Source organism: Solidesulfovibrio sp. DCME, assembly GCF_049995385.1.
Taxonomy (GTDB): Bacteria; Desulfobacterota; Desulfovibrionia; order Desulfovibrionales; family Desulfovibrionaceae; genus Solidesulfovibrio.
In genome coordinates this window covers 3,845,161-3,864,870 of record NZ_CP188261.1, presented here as the reverse complement: position 1 = coordinate 3,864,870, position 19,710 = coordinate 3,845,161, and the positions used below count along the sequence as shown (strand labels likewise).

At 67.4% G+C, this 19,710-nt stretch carries 21 protein-coding genes; 11 read left to right on the top strand and 10 right to left on the bottom strand.

Annotated elements, in window-relative coordinates:
* Positions 1–54: 54 nt before the first annotated feature.
* A complete protein-coding gene (locus tag ACP59X_RS16980) occupies positions 55–648 on the top strand; it encodes a single-stranded DNA-binding protein (RefSeq protein WP_428560612.1) in 594 nt (197 codons plus the stop codon).
* 120 nt (positions 649–768) lie between these two features.
* Here the strand turns inward: ACP59X_RS16980 and ACP59X_RS16975 are convergent, their stop codons facing one another.
* Positions 769–1,287, bottom strand: a complete 519-nt coding sequence (locus tag ACP59X_RS16975; RefSeq protein ID WP_428560610.1) for a hypothetical protein — start codon at positions 1,285–1,287, stop codon at positions 769–771.
* Positions 1,288–1,548: 261 nt separating this feature from the next.
* Positions 1,549–3,810 carry a heavy metal translocating P-type ATPase gene (locus ACP59X_RS16970; RefSeq protein ID WP_428560608.1) on the bottom strand — a complete coding sequence of 754 codons (2,262 nt, stop codon included), beginning with the start codon at positions 3,808–3,810 and terminating at the stop codon, positions 1,549–1,551.
* 82 nt (positions 3,811–3,892) lie between these two features.
* Between ACP59X_RS16970 and cadR the strand changes: the two genes are divergently transcribed.
* The 4 genes from cadR to ACP59X_RS16950 all read left to right on the top strand — a co-directional run bounded on the left by cadR (position 3,893) and on the right by ACP59X_RS16950 (position 6,812).
* Positions 3,893–4,306: a Cd(II)/Pb(II)-responsive transcriptional regulator gene (gene cadR, locus ACP59X_RS16965; protein ID WP_428560605.1), complete on the top strand. Its 414-nt coding sequence runs from the start codon at positions 3,893–3,895 to the stop codon at positions 4,304–4,306.
* Positions 4,307–4,459: 153 nt separating this feature from the next.
* Positions 4,460–4,957, top strand: a complete 498-nt coding sequence (ruvX, locus tag ACP59X_RS16960) for a Holliday junction resolvase RuvX (RefSeq protein WP_428569945.1) — start codon at positions 4,460–4,462, stop codon at positions 4,955–4,957.
* Entirely contained in the window at positions 4,873–5,889 is a 1,017-nt protein-coding gene (mltG, locus tag ACP59X_RS16955; protein ID WP_428560603.1) for an endolytic transglycosylase MltG, read from the top strand. Before ruvX ends, mltG begins: the two co-directional genes overlap by 85 nt.
* Positions 5,890–5,927: 38 nt before the next feature.
* A complete protein-coding gene (locus tag ACP59X_RS16950; RefSeq protein ID WP_428560601.1) occupies positions 5,928–6,812 on the top strand; it encodes a 4Fe-4S ferredoxin in 885 nt (294 codons plus the stop codon).
* Between the two features lie 33 nt (positions 6,813–6,845).
* Here the strand turns inward: ACP59X_RS16950 and phoU are convergent, their stop codons facing one another.
* Positions 6,846–7,520: a phosphate signaling complex protein PhoU gene (gene phoU / locus ACP59X_RS16945; protein ID WP_428560598.1), complete on the bottom strand. Its 675-nt coding sequence runs from the start codon at positions 7,518–7,520 to the stop codon at positions 6,846–6,848.
* A 160-nt stretch (positions 7,521–7,680) separates the two neighbouring features.
* Positions 7,681–8,901 (bottom strand): phosphoserine phosphatase SerB, encoded by a 1,221-nt coding sequence (gene serB, locus ACP59X_RS16940; protein WP_428560596.1) that lies wholly within the window; start codon positions 8,899–8,901, stop codon positions 7,681–7,683.
* 178 nt (positions 8,902–9,079) lie between these two features.
* Here serB and ACP59X_RS16935 point away from each other — a divergent pair, with 178 nt between their 5' ends.
* Positions 9,080–9,349: a hypothetical protein gene (locus ACP59X_RS16935; protein WP_428560594.1), complete on the top strand. Its 270-nt coding sequence runs from the start codon at positions 9,080–9,082 to the stop codon at positions 9,347–9,349.
* Between the two features lie 688 nt (positions 9,350–10,037).
* Here ACP59X_RS16935 and ACP59X_RS16930 read toward each other — a convergent pair.
* Positions 10,038–10,214 (bottom strand): hypothetical protein, encoded by a 177-nt coding sequence (locus ACP59X_RS16930; protein WP_428560591.1) that lies wholly within the window; start codon positions 10,212–10,214, stop codon positions 10,038–10,040.
* A 347-nt stretch (positions 10,215–10,561) separates the two neighbouring features.
* Between ACP59X_RS16930 and ACP59X_RS16925 the strand changes: the two genes are divergently transcribed.
* Positions 10,562–11,695, top strand: coding sequence for a pyridoxal-phosphate-dependent aminotransferase family protein (locus ACP59X_RS16925; protein ID WP_428560588.1), 1,134 nt, complete (start codon positions 10,562–10,564; stop codon positions 11,693–11,695).
* Positions 11,696–11,785: 90 nt separating this feature from the next.
* Here the strand turns inward: ACP59X_RS16925 and ACP59X_RS16920 are convergent, their stop codons facing one another.
* From ACP59X_RS16920 to ACP59X_RS16910, 3 genes are all read right to left on the bottom strand, one after another.
* Complete coding sequence (locus tag ACP59X_RS16920; RefSeq protein ID WP_428560585.1) at positions 11,786–13,012, bottom strand: GGDEF domain-containing protein; 1,227 nt, start codon at positions 13,010–13,012, stop codon at positions 11,786–11,788.
* Positions 13,013–13,143: 131 nt separating this feature from the next.
* Complete coding sequence (locus ACP59X_RS16915) at positions 13,144–14,049, bottom strand: PP-loop family protein (RefSeq protein ID WP_428560582.1); 906 nt, start codon at positions 14,047–14,049, stop codon at positions 13,144–13,146.
* Between the two features lie 240 nt (positions 14,050–14,289).
* Positions 14,290–14,487 (bottom strand): ubiquitin family protein, encoded by a 198-nt coding sequence (locus tag ACP59X_RS16910; protein ID WP_428560579.1) that lies wholly within the window; start codon positions 14,485–14,487, stop codon positions 14,290–14,292.
* Between the two features lie 148 nt (positions 14,488–14,635).
* Between ACP59X_RS16910 and ACP59X_RS16905 the strand changes: the two genes are divergently transcribed.
* From ACP59X_RS16905 to ACP59X_RS16890, 4 genes are all read left to right on the top strand, one after another.
* Positions 14,636–15,001 (top strand): response regulator, encoded by a 366-nt coding sequence (locus tag ACP59X_RS16905; protein WP_428560577.1) that lies wholly within the window; start codon positions 14,636–14,638, stop codon positions 14,999–15,001.
* Positions 15,002–15,212: 211 nt separating this feature from the next.
* A complete protein-coding gene (locus ACP59X_RS16900; protein ID WP_428560574.1) occupies positions 15,213–15,857 on the top strand; it encodes a site-2 protease family protein in 645 nt (214 codons plus the stop codon).
* 62 nt (positions 15,858–15,919) lie between these two features.
* The gene (gene trpS, locus ACP59X_RS16895; protein WP_428560572.1) at positions 15,920–16,927 is read left to right on the top strand and encodes a tryptophan--tRNA ligase; all 1,008 of its coding nucleotides are present in this window, start codon (positions 15,920–15,922) and stop codon (positions 16,925–16,927) included.
* Between the two features lie 263 nt (positions 16,928–17,190).
* Positions 17,191–17,862, top strand: a complete 672-nt coding sequence (locus ACP59X_RS16890; RefSeq protein WP_428560570.1) for a class I SAM-dependent methyltransferase — start codon at positions 17,191–17,193, stop codon at positions 17,860–17,862.
* Positions 17,863–17,876: 14 nt separating this feature from the next.
* Here ACP59X_RS16890 and ACP59X_RS16885 read toward each other — a convergent pair whose 3' ends face one another.
* Both ACP59X_RS16885 and ACP59X_RS16880 read right to left on the bottom strand, forming a co-directional pair.
* Entirely contained in the window at positions 17,877–18,806 is a 930-nt protein-coding gene (locus ACP59X_RS16885) for a DMT family transporter (protein WP_428560568.1), read from the bottom strand.
* Positions 18,807–19,158: 352 nt separating this feature from the next.
* Positions 19,159–19,578: a hypothetical protein gene (locus ACP59X_RS16880; protein WP_428560566.1), complete on the bottom strand. Its 420-nt coding sequence runs from the start codon at positions 19,576–19,578 to the stop codon at positions 19,159–19,161.
* Positions 19,579–19,710 lie beyond the last annotated feature (132 nt).

Below are 19,710 nucleotides of genomic sequence, written 5' to 3'. Positions count from 1 at the left end.
CGGCATTCCCCAGACACTTTGCCACGCCAAGGCGCGTGATGCAGGAGGCGGCACATGGCCGGAAGCATCAACAAAGTCATTTTGGTCGGCCGGCTCGGCCAGGACCCCAAGCTGACCTACATGCCCTCGGGCAGCCCCGTGGCCGAGATGAGCGTGGCCACGGACGAGTCCTACAAGGACCGCGAGGGCAACAAGGTGGACCGGGTGGAATGGCACCGGGTCAAGGTGTTCGGCAAATCCGCCGAGTTCTGCGGCAACTACCTGTCCAAGGGCCGGCTGGTCTATGTCGAGGGGACGTTGCGCACCCGCAGCTGGGAGGACCAGCAGGGCCAGAAGCGCTACATGACCGAGGTGGTGGTGACCGGCCCCGGCCACACCATCCAGGGGCTCGATTCGCGTGGCGGCATGGCGGCCGAGGCGCCCATGGGCGAGGACGAGTTCGCGCCCCAGGGCGGCCGGCGCGCCTACCAAAGCGGGCAGGGCGGGCAGGGCGCTCCCCAGGGCGGTCAGCCCGGCGGCGGCCCGCGCGGTGGTTCCGCCCCGCGCGGCGGCGCGGGCGCGCCCCGAAACAATCAGTCCTATCCCGACGAGGGGCCTGGCCCGGCCTTCCCCTCCGAAGCCTCGGGCATGGACGACGTGCCGTTCTAGGTCGCTTCGCTGGCTAAGGTTATGAATTTGGCTCTATTCGCGGTCGGCGTTGACGATTCCGTTCCGTGAATAGAGCCAAACTATTTATTTTTTCATTTTCTAATGAAGAAGATCGCGTTGTCATTCCCTGATAGAAGATTTTACAGCGCCTGTGGTCTGCCTATTTTTAAATTGTTTGTCAAAATGTTGCTGCGTGCAGGTTTTGCTGTCAAAGTACCCGTAATAGATAAAGCAGGAGTAGATTTCGTCAGATTTAACGTTTTTTGTGCTGTAAAAGTTAATATCCCACCCAACGTCTTTTGTGTTCGGTTTTACCCGGTAATTTGTATCGTATATGATTTCTCCTATTGGATCGGTGCTATATGTCCCTTCCTTAGGACTGGTTTTTACTAGGGCCGATGGCTTTCCTTGTTTGGCATTTACTGAATACCAGCTTTTTTTGACTTTTGTTATCACCATGTCGCAATCGCCTTTGTTTTCTATCCAGTACTCATGGTGAAACGTATCGCCAGGTTTATTGGGTTTATCGTCGGCTGGTAGCTGGGAAATATCGGGACAGGCAGCGGTTTCAATAAGGTCTGTTTGTGCTAAACAGGTAGCTGGGACGAGTAATAGAAAGAAAAAAAGGTAGATCCGCATTCAGGTACCCCCCCCCATTTGCCAGGGTTAAATATCTGTAAAAAAACAAGAAATCGTGTCTTTGTCAAGTAAGGCGTGAAAGATATTTTGCGTGCGGCGAGCTCTATTCGCACCGATCCAACTCTCGCTCATAAGTGCCAACAAAATAGTGCCCTTTGTAACTTTCGGAATATACTTCGAAATGTGTTTGTTGTGTTGCCCGCTAGCTAGATCGCGTTAACTGGTATTGCTAAGTTCTTTCGAGTAGCAGACATCTCCGGGCTATTCGCGCAAGAGCCGCAGCCCGTTGGCGATCACCAGCAGGCTCGTGCCCATGTCGGCGAACACCGCCAGCAGCATGGAGCCGTACCCGGCCACCGTCAGCGCCAGCACCAGCCCCTTGAGCCCAAGCGCCAGGGCGATGTTCTGCTTGAGGATGGCCACCGTCGCCCGGGACAGGCCAATGAACGCCGCGATCTTGCGCGGGTCGTCGTCCATGATGGCCACGTCCGCCGTCTCGATGGCCGCGTCCGTGCCGGCCGCGCCCATGGCGAAGCCGATGTCCGCCCTGGCCAGGGCCGGGGCGTCGTTGATGCCGTCGCCGACCATGGCCACGTAGCCCTGGCCGCCAAGGCCCGCCCGCAGGGCGTCCACCGCCGCCGCCTTGTCCTCGGGCAGTTGGTCGCCCCGGGCCTGCCCGATGCCGGCTTCCTTGGCGATGGCCGCGGCCGTGCGGGCGTTGTCGCCGGAAAGCATGATGGTCGTCACGCCCAGGCGCGAAAGCGCTTCCACTGCCTCCCGGCTGTGGGGCCGGATGGCGTCGGCGGCGGCGAAGACGGCCAGGACGCCTTGGGCGCCGGCCAGCAGCACCGTGGTCTTGCCGGCCTCCTCCAGGGCGTCGAGCCGCGCCTCTATGGCCGGCGAACACAGCCCCAGTTCCTCGATGAGCCGGTGGTTGCCCAGATGGTAAGCGTTCCCGCCCACGACGCCGTGCACGCCCAGGCCCGGCAGGGCGGTGAAGGAGTCCACATGGCCGGGCACGATGCCGTCCTGGCCGGCCCGTCGGGCCACGGCCCGGGACACGGGATGGTCCGAGCGCGCCGCCAGGCTGGCGGCAACGGCGCGGTTTATCGCCGCATCGCCGGAGAGGTTCTCGAAATCCGTCTGCACCGGCCGGCCCGTGGTCACGGTGCCGGTCTTGTCCAGGGCCACGGCCCGAAGCGAGCCGCCGCGCTCCAGGAACAGGCCGCCCTTGACCAGGATGCCGCGCCTCGCCGCCGCCGCCAGGCCGCTGACCACGGAAACAGGCGTGGAGATGACCAGGGCGCAGGGGCAGGCAATGACCAGGATGACCAGCCCCTTGTAGACCCAGTCCGCGAAGCTCCCCCCGAAAACCAGCGGCGGCAGCACGGCCACGGCCACGGCCACGGCGAAAACGGCCGGGGTGTAGACCGCCGCGAAACGGTCCACGAAGCGCTTCATGTCCGCTTCCTTGCCCGGCGAGGCGACTACCGCCTTGGTGATGCGGGCAATGGTCGCGTCGTCGGCCAGGGCCGTGCTGGTGGCCAGAAGCTCCCCTTCCTGGTTGACCGTGCCGGCGAAAAGCGCGTCGCCCGGCGCCTTCTCCACGGGCAGGCTTTCGCCCGTGACCGGCGACTGGTCCACGGACGAGCGGCCCTCGGCCACCACGGCGTCAAGGGGCACGCGCTCGCCCGGTGCGATGCGGATGACCGATCCCACGGCCACGCCCTTGGCCGCGACCGCCTCGAAGGAGCCGTCGTCGCGGCGCACGGTGGCCACCTCGGGGGCCAGGGATAAAAGCGCCGTCACGGCCTTGCCGGCCCGGGCCAGGGACACGGATTCGAGCTGCTCGGCGACGGCGAACAGCACCATGACCATGGCCGCCTCGGGGTACTGGCCAAGGATCACGGCGCCGGTCGCGGCCACGCTCATCAGGGCATTGATGTTGAGCTCGCGCCGGGACAGGGCGATCCAGCCCTTCTTGAAGATGGGCAGGCCGCAGGCCAGGATGGCCACTGCCGCGCAGGCCAGCGGCAGCCAGGGCCTGGCCCAGCCTTGCCATTCGGCCAGCTCGGACACGACGGCCAGCGCCAGCCCCACCGCCTGGACCGGCGTCACCCACGGCCCGGTTTCTTGGCTGTCCGCCCGCGCGGCGGTATCGGCCGTCACGGGCACGGCCTCCATGCCGAGCGCCGCGATGGCCGCCACGATGCCGAGCGTGTCCGGCAAATCGTGGTGCACCGTCAGCTCCCGGGCCAGCAGGTTGAACCGCAGCCCGGCCACGCCCGGCATGGTGCCCAGGGCCTTACGGATCATGGCCTCTTCGGTCGGGCAGTCCATGGCCTCGATGCGAAATACGTCGCTTCTGGCGGACTGGGGCGCGGGGCTGTCGTCTCCGGGCGGCGGGGTGTCGCCCTTGGCGCAGCTTGCGCCGCAACAACACGGCGCCTGGCCTCCAACGGGCCGTAATTCCTCGAATGTATGACTGTGGTCAGGGGTATGACCGGGATGGTGCGCAGGCATAGCAAAACCTCCTTGCCTTGTCCGTAATCATGAAGCACCTTGGAGCAACTCCAGGGTCAAGGTTTTTTTCAAGGAGGTTGCCATGCGCATCGGCGAACTCGCCCGCCGCACCGGCTGTCGGCCGGATACCGTCCGCTACTACGAAAAGGAAGGTTTGCTGGCCGATCCGGCCCGTTCCGACGGCAACTACCGGCTCTACGACGCCAGCCACCTGTCCCGGCTGACCTTTATCCGCAACTGCCGCGCCCTGGAAATGAACCTCGATGAGATTCGGGCGCTGCTGTCCCTCAAGGACGGTTCGGCCGGCGACTGCGCCGGGGTGAACCTGCTGCTCGATTCGCACATCGACCAGATCACCGAACGCATCGCCCGGCTGCAGGCGCTGCGGGAACAACTCGCGGCGCTTAGGGAATGCTGCACCGGCACCACGCCCGTGGAGGAATGCGGCATCATGCGGGAACTGGAAGAGCGGGGCGTCGGCGGTGGGGGCGACTGACGCGGGGGAGGGGGGGGCCCCGCATGAGCGGGGACGAACCGGACGTGCTTTTTCAGTCTGGGAGAAGCCATGGTGTTCCCCGCGCCAGCGGGGATGATTGACACCACCGCCCCCTTGCCGCAAAACCTCGGCCAAGGAGCCTCGACCGCCACCATGCCGCGCCTGCTCGCCATCGACTACGGACAAGCCCGGGTGGGGCTGGCGGTCACCGATCCCGGCGGGACGGTGGTCTTCGCCCTGCGCACCATAGCCTGGGAGACCCGAGACGCCTTGTTTCGCGAACTGCTTGCGGTTATGGCACAGCAGGCCCCGACGCGCATCGTGGTCGGCTACCCCGCCCGCGCCGGCGGCGACGAAGGGCTCACCGGCCGCCAGGTGCGCAACTTCATCGCGCGCCTGCGGCGCCGCACCGACATCCCGGTGGCCTGCGCCGACGAGGCCCACTCCACCGAGGAGGCGGCCGAACGGCTGCGCGCGGCCGGCCTTTCCGGACGCGAACTGGCCGCGCGCCTCGACGCCGAGGCGGCGGCCGTCATCCTCGAGCGCTACCTGCGCGGCGGAGAACTATGCTGCGATCCATCCTCCTCGGCTTCGTCGTCTTCTGCCTCGGACTGGCCGGATTCGTCGGCTACCGGGCCTACGAATTCCTGAGCCTGCCGCCGGCCAAACCCGGCCAGACCAAGGTCATCCTCATCGAACCCGGGCAATCCTTCGAAGCCACCGCCAAGATGCTCGCCGCCGAGGGCGTGGTGCGCGACGCCGACGGCTTGCGGCTGCTCGCCCGGCTCACGGACAAGGCCGGCAAGGTCAAGGCCGGCGAATTCGAAGTCAGCACCGGCTGGACCCCGACCCAGCTCCTCGACTACCTGACCACCTCCAAGGGCGTGCAGCACAAGCTCGCCGCGCCCGAGGGCCTGACCATGCGCCAGATCGCCAAGCTGGCCGAGGATGCCGGCCTGTGCTCGGCCGCCGCGTTCCTTCGGGCGGCAAGCGACCCCAAGCTCCTGGCCAAATACAACATCCCGGCCGCGTCCGCCGAAGGCTTCCTTTTCCCCAACACCTACCTGTTCACCCGCAAACGCGGCGACGACGGCGCTTACGTCGTCGAAGCCATGCTCAAGGAGTTCTGGCGCCAGGCCGAGGCCGTCTGGCCCGCCGACAAGCCGGCCGGCAAGGAACTGCTCGCCGCCGTGACGCTGGCCTCCATCGTGGAAAAGGAAACCGGCGTCGACGCCGAACGGCCCAAGGTGGCCGGCGTGTTCGTCAACCGCCTGGCCAAGGGCATGCTGCTGCAAACCGACCCGACCATCATCTACGGCCTGGGCGAAAAATATAACGGCAACATCACCCGGTCCAACCTCGAAGACACGGCCAACCCCTACAACACCTACGTGCGGCCGGGCCTGCCGCCGGGGCCCATCTGCTCGCCGGGGCTCAAGTCCCTGCAGGCCGTGGCCGCGCCAGAGGCCCACGACCTCTATTATTTCGTGTCCACGGGCGAGGGCGAGCACAAATTCAGCAAAAGCCTCGACGAGCACATAAACGCCGTCAACAAGTACCAGCGGGGGCGCGGCAAGAAATGACCCGGCCCGTCCCGCGCGCCGTCAGGCGGGAGGACGCCATGCCGACCATAGCCGAGGAGATCGTCGCCTGGATGGCCGACCGGGCCAACAACGCCCTGTTCCCGGGCGCGGGCCTGCCGGCCTTCGATACGCCGCTGATCGGCGTGGCCGCCGGGGCGGACCCGATATTCGACTTCCTGCGCCACGACATCGGGCCGCAGTTCTATTGGACGCCCGAAGACGCCTTTGCCCGGGCCTTTCCCGACGACCCGGCCCCGGCCGGGGACCTGTCGGTCATCGCCTGGGTCCTGCCCCAGACCGCCGCAACCCGGGCCGACCACCGGGCCTGCCGCGACCTGCCGAGCCTGGCCTGGAGCCGGGTGCGGCACTACGGCGAGATGCTCAACGAAGCCCTGCGCCGCCATGTGGTGGACGGGCTGGCCGGCCGGGGCGTCCCGGCCGTGGCCCCGACACTGCTGCCCGCCTGGGACCGGCGGGATTCGCCGCGCTACGGCTTCGCCTCCAACTGGTCCGAGCGCCACACCGCTTATGCCTGCGGCCTGGGCACCTTCGGCCTGTCCGACGGGCTCATTACCCCGGCCGGCAAGGCCGTGCGGGTGGGCAGCGTGGTGGCGCGCTGCGCGCTTCCCGTCACGAAACGCCCCTATACGCGCCATGACGCCTGGTGCCTGCGCGCCGTGGGCACGCCGTGCAAGGCCTGCATCCGGCGCTGCCCGGCCGGGGCCATTTCCGAGGCCGGCCACGACAAGGTCAAATGCATGCACTACATCCGCGGCGTCACCGGCCCCTACGTGGCCCGGGAGCAGATGGACGGCATCGCGGTCAACAGCTGCGGCCTGTGCCAGGTGGGCACGCCCTGCGAGGCCGGCGACCCGACCCGCCGCAAACGGCAAAAAGCGGCCGCGACGGACGCGGGCGCCTGAGGCCGGCCGTACGGGGGAGCGGGGGAAGGGCGCCTAGGCCTCGCGCGGCGGCAGGCCGCACTTGTGCTTGTAGTCGATGGCCTTGCGAATAAATATCGTGGATTCGGCGATGTTGGCGCACTGGTCGCAGATGCGCTTGAGGCTGTGGGCCACGAAGGACTGCTGCACGGCCCGCTCCACCGGCCTGGCCTCGCGGATCATCTCGCCCGTGACTTCCCGGAAGATGCGCACGTTGAGGTCCAGCGCCGCGGCGTTTTGCTCGATGACGGCCATGGCCGCCTCGACATTGAGGTCCATGTAGCAGTTGATGCAGGCGCGGGTGAGTTCCAGGGCCAGGTCGGCCAGCAGGCGCATGTCGTCGTGCATGGGCTGGCGCGGCTCGGTGGTCAGGACCAGCACGCGCTCGGCGATGTTGACCGCCTCGTCGCCCAGCCGCTCGATGTTGACCAGCATGCGCATGGACCCCACGATAAAACGCAGGTCCTTGGCCACGGGGTGGTGCAGGGCCAGGATTTTCAGGCTCTCCGAATCGACGTGGCACTCGAAGGCGTTGATTTCGCGGTCCGCGTCGATGACTTCGCGGGCCTTGACGGCATCGTGTTCGACGAGGCTGGCCACCGCCTTTTTGACGGCGTCCTGGGACAAGTGCATCATGTGCAGCACATCCACCTTGAGGGAATGGATGGCATTGTCGAGCGGGCTTTCCACGTCACACTCCGGTACGGTTGCCTGGCGGATCGCCAAGGGGCGTCGAAAAGGTTAACCCTTTTCGCCCGCTCGTATGGGCGACGATGTTGTGACAGGATTGTGACGATTGGCGCAAGGCCTGTCAACAGCCTCCTGGGCACAAGGCGGCGGCAGGCGCAGGTTACGAAAGCGTGTCGCGCTCCCGCACGCCCACCAGGTAGAGGATGCTGTCCAGGCCCAGGGTGGAGATGGCCTGGCCGGCGCCTTTTTTGACCACGGGCTTGGCGTGGTAGGCGATGCCGAGGCCGGCGATGCCGAGCATGGGCAGGTCGTTGGCCCCGTCGCCCACGGCGATGACCTGCTGCAGGGACAAGCCCTCGCGGTCGGCCAGCATGCGCAGGATCTCGGCCTTTTTGGCCGCGTCCACGATGTCGCCCACCACCTCGCCGGTCAGTTTGCCGTCGCGGATCTCCAGTTCGTTGGCAAACACGTAGTCGATGCCGAGCTTGTCCTTGAGGCGTTTGCCGAAGTAGGTGAAGCCGCCGGAGATGATGGCGATTTTGTAACCGAAGCGCTTGAGGTTGGTGATCAGCCGCTCGGCCCCGTCGTTGAGCGGTATGCGCGCCCCCACGGCCTCCAGGGTCTCGGCCGGCAGGCCCTGCAGTTGGCGCAGCCGGCGGCGCAGGCTCTCCTTGAAGTCGATCTCGCCGCGCATGGCCGATTCGGTGATGGCCGCCACGGCCTCGCCCACGCCGGCCGCCTTGGCCAGTTCGTCGATGACCTCGGCGGCAATGAGCGTCGAATCCATGTCGAAGGCCACCAGCCGGCGGTTGCGGCGGAAGGCGTTGTCTTCCTGGATGGCGATGTCCACGCCGAGGGCGGCCGAGATGGCCAGGAATTCGCTTTTGAGCGCCGTGAGGTCGGCCGGCGTGCCGCGCACGGAAAATTCCACGCAGGCCATGCGCGGCGAGTTGGCCGGGTCGAGCGAAGCCCGGCCGGACAGGCGGGTGATGACGTCGATATTGAGCCCGTTTTCGGCGATCACGCCGGTGACGGCGGCGATGTGCTCGGCGCTTAAGCGCCGGGCGAGCAGGGTGACGATGCGCCGGTCCTTGCCCTGGGCGTCCACCCAGGCCTCGTAGCTGGCCGCGTCGACCGGGGTGAAGGTCAGGTTGACGCCGAGCTTGTGGCCGCAAAAAAGCAGGTCCTTGAGAAAGGGCGTGGCTTCGCCGCCGGCCGGGGCCTTGACCAGGATGCCCAGCGACAGGGTGTCGTGGATGACGGACTGGCCGATATCCAGGACATCGGCCCTGTGCCGGGCCAGTTCGGCGGTGACGGCGGCGGTCAGCCCCGGTTTGTCCGGGCCGGAGACGCGGATGAGAATGATTTCGGGCTCGCGCATGGGGAGCCTATAGCCTCAAGGGGGCGCGGCGGGCAAGATGGGGCGGGCGGCGATTGTCGGCCGCATTTTTCCTTTTCCCCGGCCCGGCTTTGAGCTATTCTCGATACGCGTCGCATCGGCTCTTGCGTGCGGCCGCGCTGGCCGGCGGGAGCCGGACAACCCTGACACGGGAGGAGCAGTGGCAAAAAACGCCTACACATTCGCCAAGCGGTCCAAGGAATTGGCCAAGAAGAAAAAGAAGGAAGAAAAACTGCAGCGCAAGTCCGAACGCGGCGGCGCCGAGGACGGGCCTTATTACGACGAGGCCACCGGCGAGATCGTCTATCCCGAATCCAGCCAGGCCTCCGAGTCGGACGAGGCCACCGAGCCCGAGGCCGTCGCCCACGAGTCGGCCGAGCCGGCCAAGCCCGGCGCCCCCGGGGACGCCCCGGACAAGACCGCCGGCTGACCGGCCGCCGGCCCCCCCCTCGGCCCCCTGGCCCTGGTGGAGCGGCCCGGCCAGCCACCCTGGCCCCGGTGGAGAGCCCCCGTCGGCCTCCTGGCCCTGGTGGGGCGACCCGGCCGGCCCTCTGGCCCTGGTGGGGCGACCCGGCCGGCCCTCTGGCCCTGGTGGGGCGACCCGGCCGGCCCCCTGGTCCCAGTGGAGCGGCCCGGCCGGCGCGTCTGGCCCCGGTGGAGCGGCCCGGCCGGCGCGTCTGACCCCGGTGGCGCGCCCCGGCGCGGCGGGGAGGAGCCTGGCCTGTCCGGCCGCCTTTGCCGGTTCGATCGTTACGTCCCGTCGCGGCGGAAAGGGGTGCCTGGTGTGCCCGTGCCGCCGCGTGCGTGGGCGCTTGGCCTTCGCAACGGTGGCCGTCGCCACCAGGCAAACGCTTTGTCACCACCACATCGCCGCGCCGCCACGGGCGCGCCGGTTCGCCGGCCGGCTGCGGTCCGGCCCAGGCGGAGCCGACAGACGGCCGGACCGAGCAATGTCCCTGCGGCCACGGGTACGGGCGTGGCCTGTGCCGGCGCGAGGGGCCGGCCTTTTCCGGGCCAGCCCTCCCGGCGGCCGCCGACCGCGTGCACCTGGGGCCACCGAGATGGTCACCCTGGGGCACCCGCAAGGCATCCCGCCATCCGCGCGCCCCAGGGGTAACCTAGGGCAGCAGGAACGACGGCGTTTTTTGCCGCATGGTGCGAAAGTCCTGCCGGCCGGCGACTTGCGTCAGGCAGTCGTTGCTTTGGCGGTCGAGGATGCGCGCCAATTCCCCGTTGGCCACCGGCGCGCAGGCGGCCACGGCCAGGGTAGCGAGCACAAGCAGAATGCGTGACATGGCCCAATGCTCCTTGTCGGGACGATTTTGCCGTCCCGGCGTAACCATGCACCATCCATGCCCGTCCGTCCCTGTTCGGCGGCATCTGCCCGGCAGTGTCCGGCCAGTGGCGCTCCATCCGGCCGTTCCCGCACGCCGGCGTCGGACCGGTGACACTCCATCCGGCCGTCCCCGTCCGGCGGCGCCTGGCCGGAGGCACACCATCCGAACATGCCCGTCCGGCGGCGCCTGGCCGGAGGCACATCATCCGAACATGCCCGTGCGGCGGTACCCGCGCGGCAGCGATTGCCCGGGCCGGGCTTTTGCCGTAGGTTGCCCGCCTCACCGACAACACGGAGCATTGCGCCATGTCCGACACGCCCTTTGCCACGCACACGCTTTTCATCACCGGCCCGACCTACGTGCGCCCCGAAGTGCGCGCCGCCGGGGCCTGGCCCGAATTCGGCCACCGCGACAGCGAAAACGCCAAGCGCTTCGAACCCATCTTCACGGATTTGCGCGCCATCGCCGAACTGCCCGAGGACTACAAGACCATCCTCTTTCTGGGCTCGGGCTCCACGGCCATGGAAGCGGCCGTGCGCTCGCTGGTCGCTTCGGACGAGACCGTGCTCCACGTGTCCATGGGCGCTTTCGGCGACCTGTGGCACAAGATTTCGCTGGAAAACGGGAAAAAGGCCGCAAAGCTCGCCGTCGAGCCCGGCCGCACGGCCACGGTGGCCGCCCTGGAAGCGGCCATGGACGCCCACCGGCCCGCCGTGGTGGCGATTACCCACAACGAGACCTCCACGGGCGTGACCAGCGACGTGGCGGCCCTGTGCCGGGTGGCCAAGGCCCGGGGCGCCCTGGCCATCGTCGACGGGGTGAGCATCTTCGGCGGGGCGCCAAGCGGCATCGCCGCCTCCGGCTGCGACATGTACTGCACGGCCACGCAAAAATCGCTGGGCCTCAACGCCGGCTTCGGCATCGGGTTCGTGAGCCCGGCGGCCATCGACAAGGCCGGCCACGTCACGGCCCGGGGCCACGCCACGGACATCCTGGCCCACCTCGGCCGGGCGGCCAAGTTCCAGACCCAGTCCACGCCCAACGTGGCACTCGGCAACCAGATGTGGCTGCAGCTTAATTACATCGTCAGGCAGGAGGGCATCGCCGCCCGGTTCGCCCGCCACGCGGCCATGCGCGAACAGGCCGTGGCCTTTGTCGCGGCCCTGCCGGGCTACGGGCTTTTTGCCGAACAAGGCCACCGCTCGCCCACCGTGACCACGGCCGTGGTGCCCGCGGGCATGACCTTCGCCGACTTGCGGGCGGCCAAGGAAGCCATGCGGGCGCGCGGCTACCTGTTCGACCCCGGCTACGCCAAGCTCAACGAGGACCTGGAAGCGGCCGGCAGGCGCCCGATCTTTCGCATCGGCCACATGGGCGACATCACCCCGGCCATGCTCAAGGGCTTTCTCGACGCCCTGGGCGAGGTGCTGCCGCGATAAGCCCGGGCGGCGCGGCCACAGCCGGCCGACGCCCCTTGGGACCGCAAAGCCCCCGGCCTGGTGCCGGGGGCTTTTTGTTGGCCGGCCGGCTCAGGCGCTCCGCCCGGCGGCAGCGTGTCCCGAAGCCTCGTCCCAGGCCCGCTGGCAGCGCTCGGCCCAGGTGCGGTTTCGGCCGGCGGCCTTGGCCTGGTAGAGGAGGGTGTCGGCCCTGGAGACGATGTCCGAGGCCTTGGCGACATCCGTGCAGGCGCAGGTGGCCGCGCCGCAACTGATCGTCACGCATCCGCCGGCGTCGCTTGCGGCATGGGGAATGCCAAGGGCCGCGACGCCCCGGCGCATCTGCTCGGCCACGTCGTAGGCGCCACGGCTGTCCGTCATGGGCAGGATGCACACGAATTCCTCGCCGCCGTAGCGGGCGACGAAGTCGCCGGCCCGGCCGACACTGCGGGAGAGCACGCCGCTGACGCGGCGCAGGCAGTCGTCGCCGGCCACATGGCCGTAGAGGTCGTTGAAGGCCTTGAAGTGGTCGATGTCGAGCAGGATCAGCGACAATTCGTCCCCGGAGCGGGCGTGCCGGGCGATTTCCCGGGCCAGGGCCTCGTCGAAGTGCCGCCGGTTGGCGATGCCGGTCAGGCTGTCGGTCCGATTGAGGGCGGCCAGTTTGCGGTTGGAGGCCTCCAGGGCGTGGTCGCTTTTTTCCTTGGCCAGAAGCAGCAGGCTGACGCCGCCGATGAGCATGATGCAGTAGATCGAGGGCTGCATGACGGCATAGACCGCCGGCCCGAACCAGCCCGAGACCTTCTCGAGCCCAAGGGACAGCAGCAGGAAATGGGTCAGGAACAGCAGGCCGAGCAGCAGGTAGCTGACGCCGAGGAAACGGCGCAAAAGCGACGCCGCGACACCCGGGCGCATGAGGCTCCAGGCCGGCAGCAGGTAGAACAGCGTGTGCAGGCAAAACAGGACGCCGGCCCGGCCGGGCGGGGCGAGGCCGTAGGTCGCCAGGCAGGCGGCGGCGACCAGGGCCATGACCAGGACATGCCGGCGGCCGGAGGCGGGACGGCCGACCAGATACAGGACGGCCCAGTATTCCTGGACGCAGCCCAGCAGCACCAGGGCGTTGCCGGTGGCCACCGTGCCGAAATCCGGCGCCAGGTCCCGCAGGTACATGATCAGGGAACCCAGCCCCTGCAGGAATTTGGCCGAGGCCAGGTAGGGTATGCGCTCGCGCGCCTCCTTGCCGTGCTGGAAGACGACCAGCAGCAGGCAGAAGACGAACGAGCCGAGGGACAGCAGCAGGATGACGGTCCTGGTGTCCATGGCTCAACCCGGGAGGCGGATCGCCGGCAAAAGCGGCCTTGCATGCGGCATGACAGTCAAACGCCCCTGTTGCCTGGGTGACTTGCGGCGGATGGCGCCGGGTGGCTGGCCCCCGGCCGCCGTTTTCGGGGTTACGACCGCTGCCGGACCAGTTCGCGGATGCGGCACACGCCGCAGACCTCGCTCGAGGAAGGATAGCCGCAGGTGGCGCAGGCGAAGAGGGTCTCCGCGCCCTCGCGGCCGGCCCCGGCGAAATGCTTTTTGCCCTTGGCCAGAAAGGCTTCGTAAAAGGCCGTCTTCTGGCCGGGGCTGGCGTATTCCAGGTCGGCGAAGAGCTTCTTGTGGCCGGTGAAGCTGGCCCCGCCGGAATAGGGGCAGGCCGCCTTCCAGTGGTCGATGCCCTTTAAAAAGCAGTAGGCCGCGGTCTCGAATTCCGTCAACCGGTACAGCGGCTTGATCTTGCGCACGAATCGCCCCTCGGCCGGCAGCGTCGGCCCCTGGCCGCCGAGGTAGGGCGCATCCCAGCGCAGGACATTGGCGAAAAGCCGGGCCACCTCGTCGTCGAGGTTGTGGCCCGTGGCCAGGGCGGCAAAGCCGTTTTCGTAGGCGAACCGGTTGAAATAATGCCGCTTGATCTTGCCGCACACGGCGCAGATGGGCCGGCGCACCGCCGCCTTGACCTCGGGGATGGCCAGGCCCACGTCGGCCGTGCGCAGGACGTGGAGGGGGAAGCCGTTGTCGCGGCAATAGGCCTCGGTGCGCTGGCAGACCGGGTCGGACGAGTCCGGGATGCCCAGGTGCACGTGCAAGCCGGTCACGTCGTGGCCGAGGTCGGACAGCACGCGCATCAGCGCCAGCGAATCCTTGCCGCCCGAAACCGCCACCAGCACCTTGTCGCCCGGCGCGATCATGCCGTGGCGCCGGATGGCCGTCTCCACCTGCTTTTTGAAAAACCGCTCGAAACATGCGGGGCAAAAGCCCGCATGGTGGCTCGGCAGCTTCACCGCCGCCAATTCGCCGCATCGTTTGCACTTCATGAAAAATTCCTTGGGGAGGCGGGGGGAGGAATCGGGGGGAGGGAACCCTTTTTTGAAAAAAAGGGTTCCCTCCCCCCGGCCCCCCTCCTTCCCCAAAAACTTTTAAAGGGGCAAAGGGTTGTTTCAGACTTTTTTTGTCGGCAATATGTGTTCCCGTCAAGGGCGTCCTTCGGCCCCCCCATCGGGGAGGTCCAGGAGGGGATCATCCCCTCCTGGCCGCCGGAGGCCTCCCAAACGCCCCTACCCGCGCGATACGACGGGGCGGACCGTGACGTGGTCGCCGTGGCGCAGGGAGCGGTCGGGGGTGAGCAGTTCACCGTCGCGGATGACCAGGGCGTCGTTGACACGAAGGTGAAGTTTGCCCAGCAATTGGAGGACGGTTTTGATTTTTTCGTAGGCGACTGGCGTTTTGTCCGTGCCCAGTGTTACGGTGATCATGGCTTGGCCATGTAGCCTGGGACCGCGTTGGAATCAAGCGGCCCGCCCGGGAAAACGGTTGACCGGCTCCGGGCTTTTCAGCATAACATTGGAGTCGAGAAACGCGCCTGTTGTGTCGAAAAAGCGTCGTTTTGCAAGGAGTTGATCCATGAGCGGGAAGATTTTGGTCGTCGACGACGAGAAGCATATCCGGATGTTGTACCAGGAGGAGCTCGAAGGCGAAGGCTACGAGGTGGTGACCTCCGACGGGGAGGAGGACATATTGCCGCTGATGGCCCGGGTGGAGCCGGACGTGGTGGTGCTCGACATCAAGCTTGGCGGCAACCGCTCGGGGCTCGACCTGCTCCAGGAGATCCGCGGCAAGGACCAGAGCGTGCCGGTGATTTTGAGCACCGCCTACGACAGTTTCCAGCACGACCTCAAATCCATCGCCGCCGACTATTACGTGGTCAAGTCCGTGGATCTGGGCGAACTCAAAAACAAGGTCGCCCAGGCCATGGAAAAGGCCGGCTGATTCCGGCCGTGCCCGCGCCCGCGACGCCCCGGGCAGCCCCCGGGGCGCGGCGCTTCCCGGCCGGACCGGTCGCTGGCCGGACGAGCGCGGGGTTTCCGGGCGAGTGCTTCCCCTGCGGCCGGACGCGTCATCCCCTGAGGCAACCGGCGCCCCCCGTCGAGGCCGGCGCCGACCTTGCCCCGGCCGGCCGTTCGTGCTAGCCGCCTAGCCCATGTTCCCCGATTTTTCCCAGACGATGCAGGAAATCGTCCTGCTGGTGCCGCCGGTGCTGATGGCCGTGACCTTTCACGAGGCGGCCCACGGCTACGTGGCCAACTGGCTCGGCGACCCCACGGCCCGCCTGGCCGGCCGGCTGACGCTCAACCCCTTCCGCCACCTGGACGTCATCGGCACCCTGGCCTTTCTGCTCACCCGCATGATCGGCTGGGCCAAGCCCGTGCCCGTGGACCCTCGCTATTTTAAAGATCCGGCCAAGGGCATGATGCTCGTGGCCCTGGCCGGCCCGGCCATGAACGGCATCCTGGCCGTAGTGTGCTCCCTGGCCGTGCGGGGCATCGAATACGCCGGCCGGGGCGTGGTCGAAGGAACGCTGGCCTACGGCATCCTCGAACCGCTGCTGTACATGTGCGCCGCCGGGGTGACGGTCAATATCGCCCTGGGCGTGTTCAATTTGCTGCCCGTGCCGCCGCTGGACGGCAGCAACGTGCTGGCCGGTTTCCTGCCGCCGCGCCTGGCCCTGCGCTACCAGGAATTCGGCCGCTGGGGCTTTTTGCTGCTGCTGGTCCTGGCCGTGGCCGGGGTGCTCGGCAAGATCCTCATGCCGCCCGTCGCCTACCTGTCCCGATTGCTGCTGTAGGAGGCGGCCCGGGCCGCCTTCCTTTTTTCCATACCCTTCACGAGGAAACGGATCATATTGCCATGAGCGAGAACACACCCAAGGAAAACAAGCGGATCGTCTCCGGCATGCGCCCCACCGGCCCCCTGCACCTGGGCCACTACTTCGGCGTGCTCAAGAACTGGATCGAGCTCCAGCACAGCCATGAATGCTATTTCTTCGTGGCCGACTGGCACGCCCTGACCACGGAATACGCCGAGCCCAAGCGCATCAAGGGCTTCGTGCCGGAACTGGTCAAGGACTGGGTGGCCTCCGGGCTCGATCCGGACAAATGCGTGATCTTCCAGCAGTCCCAGGTCAAGGAGCATGCCGAGCTGCATTTGCTGCTGTCCATGCTCACCCCCGTCTCGTGGCTCGAACGCTGCCCCACCTACAAGGACCAGCTCCAGGAGCTGGCGGCCAAGGACCTGACCACCTACGGCTTTCTGGGCTATCCGGTGCTCATGGCCTCGGACATCCTCCTGTACAAGCCGGGCTTCGTGCCCGTGGGCCAGGACCAGTTGCCGCACCTGGAGCTGACCCGGGAGATCGCCCGCCGGGCCAACCACCTGTACGGCAACGTCTTCCCCGAGCCCCAGGCCCTGCTGACCCCGGACGCCAAGCTGGCCGGCCTGGACGGGCGCAAGATGAGCAAGAGCTACGGCAACGCCATCGGCCTGTCCGAAGACCCGGGGACCATGAAGAAAAAGGTCATGAGCATGCTGACCTGCGAGAAGCGGGCCCGGCTGACCGACCCCGGCGACCCCAAGGAATGCAACCTCTACCCCTACCACGAACTGCTGACCGACCCGGAAAAGCTCCCGGCCATCGTCGACGGCTGCACCCACGCCACCTGGGGCTGCGGCGACTGCAAGAAGGTGCTGGTGGAATCCATGGCCGCCTTCCTCGAGCCCATCCGCGACCGGCGCAAGGCCTTTGACAACAACCCGGACCTGGTGCGCGAAGTGCTGGAAAAGGGCAATGCCGCCGCCCGGCAGCGGGCGGTGCGCAACCTGGAAACGTTCCGCAAGAAGCTCAACCTCAATTTCTAGGCGGCGCCGGGGGCTGCTCCTGCCCGGGCCATGCCCCGGGCAAGGGCAAGGCTCGGCAACGGCGACAGGCCATCCCTCGCGGACCCCGGAAAGCGGGGCGCCTTGACGCGCCCCGGCTGCCGCCGGCGCTTGCGGCTGCGGCTGCGGATGGGCTGCGGCCGTTGCCGACGCGCCCCGGTTGCGGGCCTTGGCCCGGCGCGGGCCGGGCCGGCCGGGACTTTCGACCGGACGGGCGCCGGCAAATTACCTACGGGAACATGCATATGGTTTGCGAAGCATACGATACCCCGGGCGGCGACAGGCAGGAAAGGAACAAGCGTTTCTGGGAAGCCACCGCCGAAGGATACGACGACTGGATTGCCAATGATTTCAAGGACCAGTACGCGGTCAACTGGAACGTCCTGGCCAAATACATGGATCCAGCCCGCCGGGTCCTGGATGTCGGTTGCGGGCCGGGTGATCTGAGCATCCGCCTCGCGCCGCGCTGCCAGGAGGTCTGGGGCGTGGATGTGACCCCCGAGATGATACGGGTCGCCGAGGGCAAGTTGGCCTCGCAACCGGGGAACGTCTGCTTTCAACAGGCCGATGCCTGTGATCTGCCGTTCGAAAGCCACACGTTCGATACGGTCATGAGCGTCAATGCCTTGCAGACCATGGAGCAGCCCGAGCTGGCCCTGCGGGAAATGCACCGCGTCCTCAAGCCCGGCGGGGACCTGTTGCTCATCACCTATTGCTACGGCGATTCGAGTTTTTCGGAAAACAGTTCGCTGTTGCGTTGGGCCATCGAGTACGAGGGCCAGGTGCTGTGGCACAGCTTCCGGTTCCGGCAGCTCGTGGAGATACTCCCGGCCAAGGGGTTCGAGGTCGTCGAGGCCGAGAGGATATGGGAGGGCCCGGTCGTGGCCTTTCTGCGTGGCCGGGCGACCGGTTGCTGAGGCGGCCCTTCCGTTCACCCCGCCTCTCGCCCTTTGCCAAGGCCTGGGGGTCGCAGCAGGCGCCTGTCGAGGGTGGCCAGCAGAATGCCCGAAATGATCAGCCCGCCGCCCACGATGTGGAAGGCGGCGACGGGTTCCCCCAGAAGCCAGGTCGACTCCACGGCGGCGAAAAGCGGCAGGCTGTAGTAGATCATGCCCGCCCGGACCGGCCCGATGGCGGCGATGGCCCGCGTCCACAGCAGATAGGCGACGGTGGAACAGCCGATGCCCGCGTAGGCGATCCCCGCGAACACGGCGGCGCTCCAGGTCGGCGACGGGCCGACGGCCATTTCCACGACGACTCCCGGAAGCAGCAACACGAGCCCCAAGGCGAAGGTGGCGGCGTTGTAGCCGGCGATGGACAAGCCCTTGGGCCGGTTGCGCACGAACAGCGAATACAGGGCGAATGAGGCCACGCCGGCCAGGGCCCAGAGGTCGCCGGGGGTGTACTGGACGGCCGCGATATGGCCCAGGTCGCCCCGGGCCAGCAGCGTCAAAACCCCCGCCAGCACGACCAGCATCCCGGCCAGCCGGCGCCCGGTGATGGGCTCGGCGTAGAGGACGCGGGCCAGCACGAGGATCATTATCGGCGCCGTGGGCACGAGCAGGGCCATGTTGAGGCTCTGGGTCGTCTGGCCGGCCTTGTAGATGAGGGTGTTGAGCAGGGTGACGCCAAGCAGGCCCATGACGGCCAGATGCGGCCAATGGCGGCGCATGGCCGGCCAGTCGGCCCGAAGCCTGGGCAGCGCCCAGGGCAGCAGGCAGGCCAGCGCCACCAGCCAGCGCCAGAAATTGAGCTGGATCGGCGGGATGGCCTGGGCGATGCCCCTGGCCAGCACGAAATTGCCGGCCCAGACGATGGTCGCGGCCAGGGCGGCCAGGAAGCCGAGCAGAGTGGACGACATGATACGGGGCCTCGTGAAGGGGGGGGCGGCAAGGGGGCGGTTGTCGGGGGCGGCGCGGGGAAAGCGTCACGGCCTGGCCGCCGGGCTGCGCCGGCCCCGGCTGTGCCCTTGCGGGCGCGGGTTGTTGGGGGTGTGGGGGCACATGGCTGGGCCACCGGCTTGCGCACACGGCCTGGGCCATCGCCCGCGCCGCGCCCGGTCCGGGGCTGTCCGGCCGCCGCCCCGGCGCAACGCTATCGCCATACGGGCGGCTCGCCCCCAGGGCAATGGTGTTGCCAGGCGGGCGGCTCGCCCCCGGCCCACGGGTGTCGCCAGGCGGGTGGGCCACCCGGCGCGGCCGCCGGGCGGGAAACTACTTGAGCGAGCCGATCTTGCCGAATTTCGTGGACTCGGCCCGGTAGAAGACGTTCTCGATGACCTTGTCGTTGCCCACGTCCTTGTAGTCGATGCGCACCGGCGAGCCGTCTTCCTTCACCTTGCGGAAAAAGTCGGCAATGTTCTTGAACTTGTCCGAGCGCAGCCCCGGGTCGACCACGAAAAAACCCTGGCTCGTGACGATGGTCAGGACGTTTTTCGTCTCCTGGACCTCTTCCACCAGGGCGGTGGTCTTCTTGTACTTCACCGCCAGGCTGTCGCCGGTCACGAAATCCACGACATAGTACGCCGCCACGATGAAAAGGAGAAAGGAGACGATCAGGAGCACCTTTCCCTTGTTGACGGCGAAATCGCCGATGGCCTGCCGCAGCCGTTCAATTTTCGTCTTGTCGATCATGGGGCCTCGTTGCGCCGGCCGCGCTCCAGTGGTCGCCGGGCCGTCTCACGGCAATGCCCATACCATTCCTTGGCTTGAGAAAAAAGAGGAGAATCCGGGACGATCCGGTTTCCTTCGCCTCGTGCGGGCCGC

Excerpts from the sequence above, each read along its gene's own strand:
- ACP59X_RS16950 (WP_428560601.1), top strand. The coding sequence starts at position 5,928 with ATGCCGACCATAGCCGAGGAGATCGTCGCCTGGATGGCCGACCGGGCC.
- cadR (WP_428560605.1), top strand. The coding sequence starts at position 3,893 with ATGCGCATCGGCGAACTCGCCCGCCGCACCGGCTGTCGGCCGGATACC.
- ACP59X_RS16920 (WP_428560585.1), bottom strand. The coding sequence starts at position 13,012 with ATGGACACCAGGACCGTCATCCTGCTGCTGTCCCTCGGCTCGTTCGTC.
- ACP59X_RS16885 (WP_428560568.1), bottom strand. The coding sequence starts at position 18,806 with ATGTCGTCCACTCTGCTCGGCTTCCTGGCCGCCCTGGCCGCGACCATC.
- ACP59X_RS16910 (WP_428560579.1), bottom strand. The coding sequence starts at position 14,487 with ATGATCACCGTAACACTGGGCACGGACAAAACGCCAGTCGCCTACGAA.
- ACP59X_RS16975 (WP_428560610.1), bottom strand. The coding sequence starts at position 1,287 with ATGCGGATCTACCTTTTTTTCTTTCTATTACTCGTCCCAGCTACCTGT.
- ACP59X_RS16900 (WP_428560574.1), top strand. The coding sequence starts at position 15,213 with ATGTTCCCCGATTTTTCCCAGACGATGCAGGAAATCGTCCTGCTGGTG.
- ruvX (WP_428569945.1), top strand. The coding sequence starts at position 4,460 with ATGCCGCGCCTGCTCGCCATCGACTACGGACAAGCCCGGGTGGGGCTG.
- serB (WP_428560596.1), bottom strand. The coding sequence starts at position 8,901 with ATGCGCGAGCCCGAAATCATTCTCATCCGCGTCTCCGGCCCGGACAAA.
- ACP59X_RS16915 (WP_428560582.1), bottom strand. The coding sequence starts at position 14,049 with ATGAAGTGCAAACGATGCGGCGAATTGGCGGCGGTGAAGCTGCCGAGC.
- ACP59X_RS16925 (WP_428560588.1), top strand. The coding sequence starts at position 10,562 with ATGTCCGACACGCCCTTTGCCACGCACACGCTTTTCATCACCGGCCCG.
- ACP59X_RS16880 (WP_428560566.1), bottom strand. The coding sequence starts at position 19,578 with ATGATCGACAAGACGAAAATTGAACGGCTGCGGCAGGCCATCGGCGAT.
- ACP59X_RS16905 (WP_428560577.1), top strand. The coding sequence starts at position 14,636 with ATGAGCGGGAAGATTTTGGTCGTCGACGACGAGAAGCATATCCGGATG.
- ACP59X_RS16980 (WP_428560612.1), top strand. The coding sequence starts at position 55 with ATGGCCGGAAGCATCAACAAAGTCATTTTGGTCGGCCGGCTCGGCCAG.
- ACP59X_RS16930 (WP_428560591.1), bottom strand. The coding sequence starts at position 10,214 with ATGTCACGCATTCTGCTTGTGCTCGCTACCCTGGCCGTGGCCGCCTGC.
- mltG (WP_428560603.1), top strand. The coding sequence starts at position 4,873 with ATGCTGCGATCCATCCTCCTCGGCTTCGTCGTCTTCTGCCTCGGACTG.
- ACP59X_RS16890 (WP_428560570.1), top strand. The coding sequence starts at position 17,191 with ATGGTTTGCGAAGCATACGATACCCCGGGCGGCGACAGGCAGGAAAGG.
- ACP59X_RS16970 (WP_428560608.1), bottom strand. The coding sequence starts at position 3,810 with ATGCCTGCGCACCATCCCGGTCATACCCCTGACCACAGTCATACATTC.
- trpS (WP_428560572.1), top strand. The coding sequence starts at position 15,920 with ATGAGCGAGAACACACCCAAGGAAAACAAGCGGATCGTCTCCGGCATG.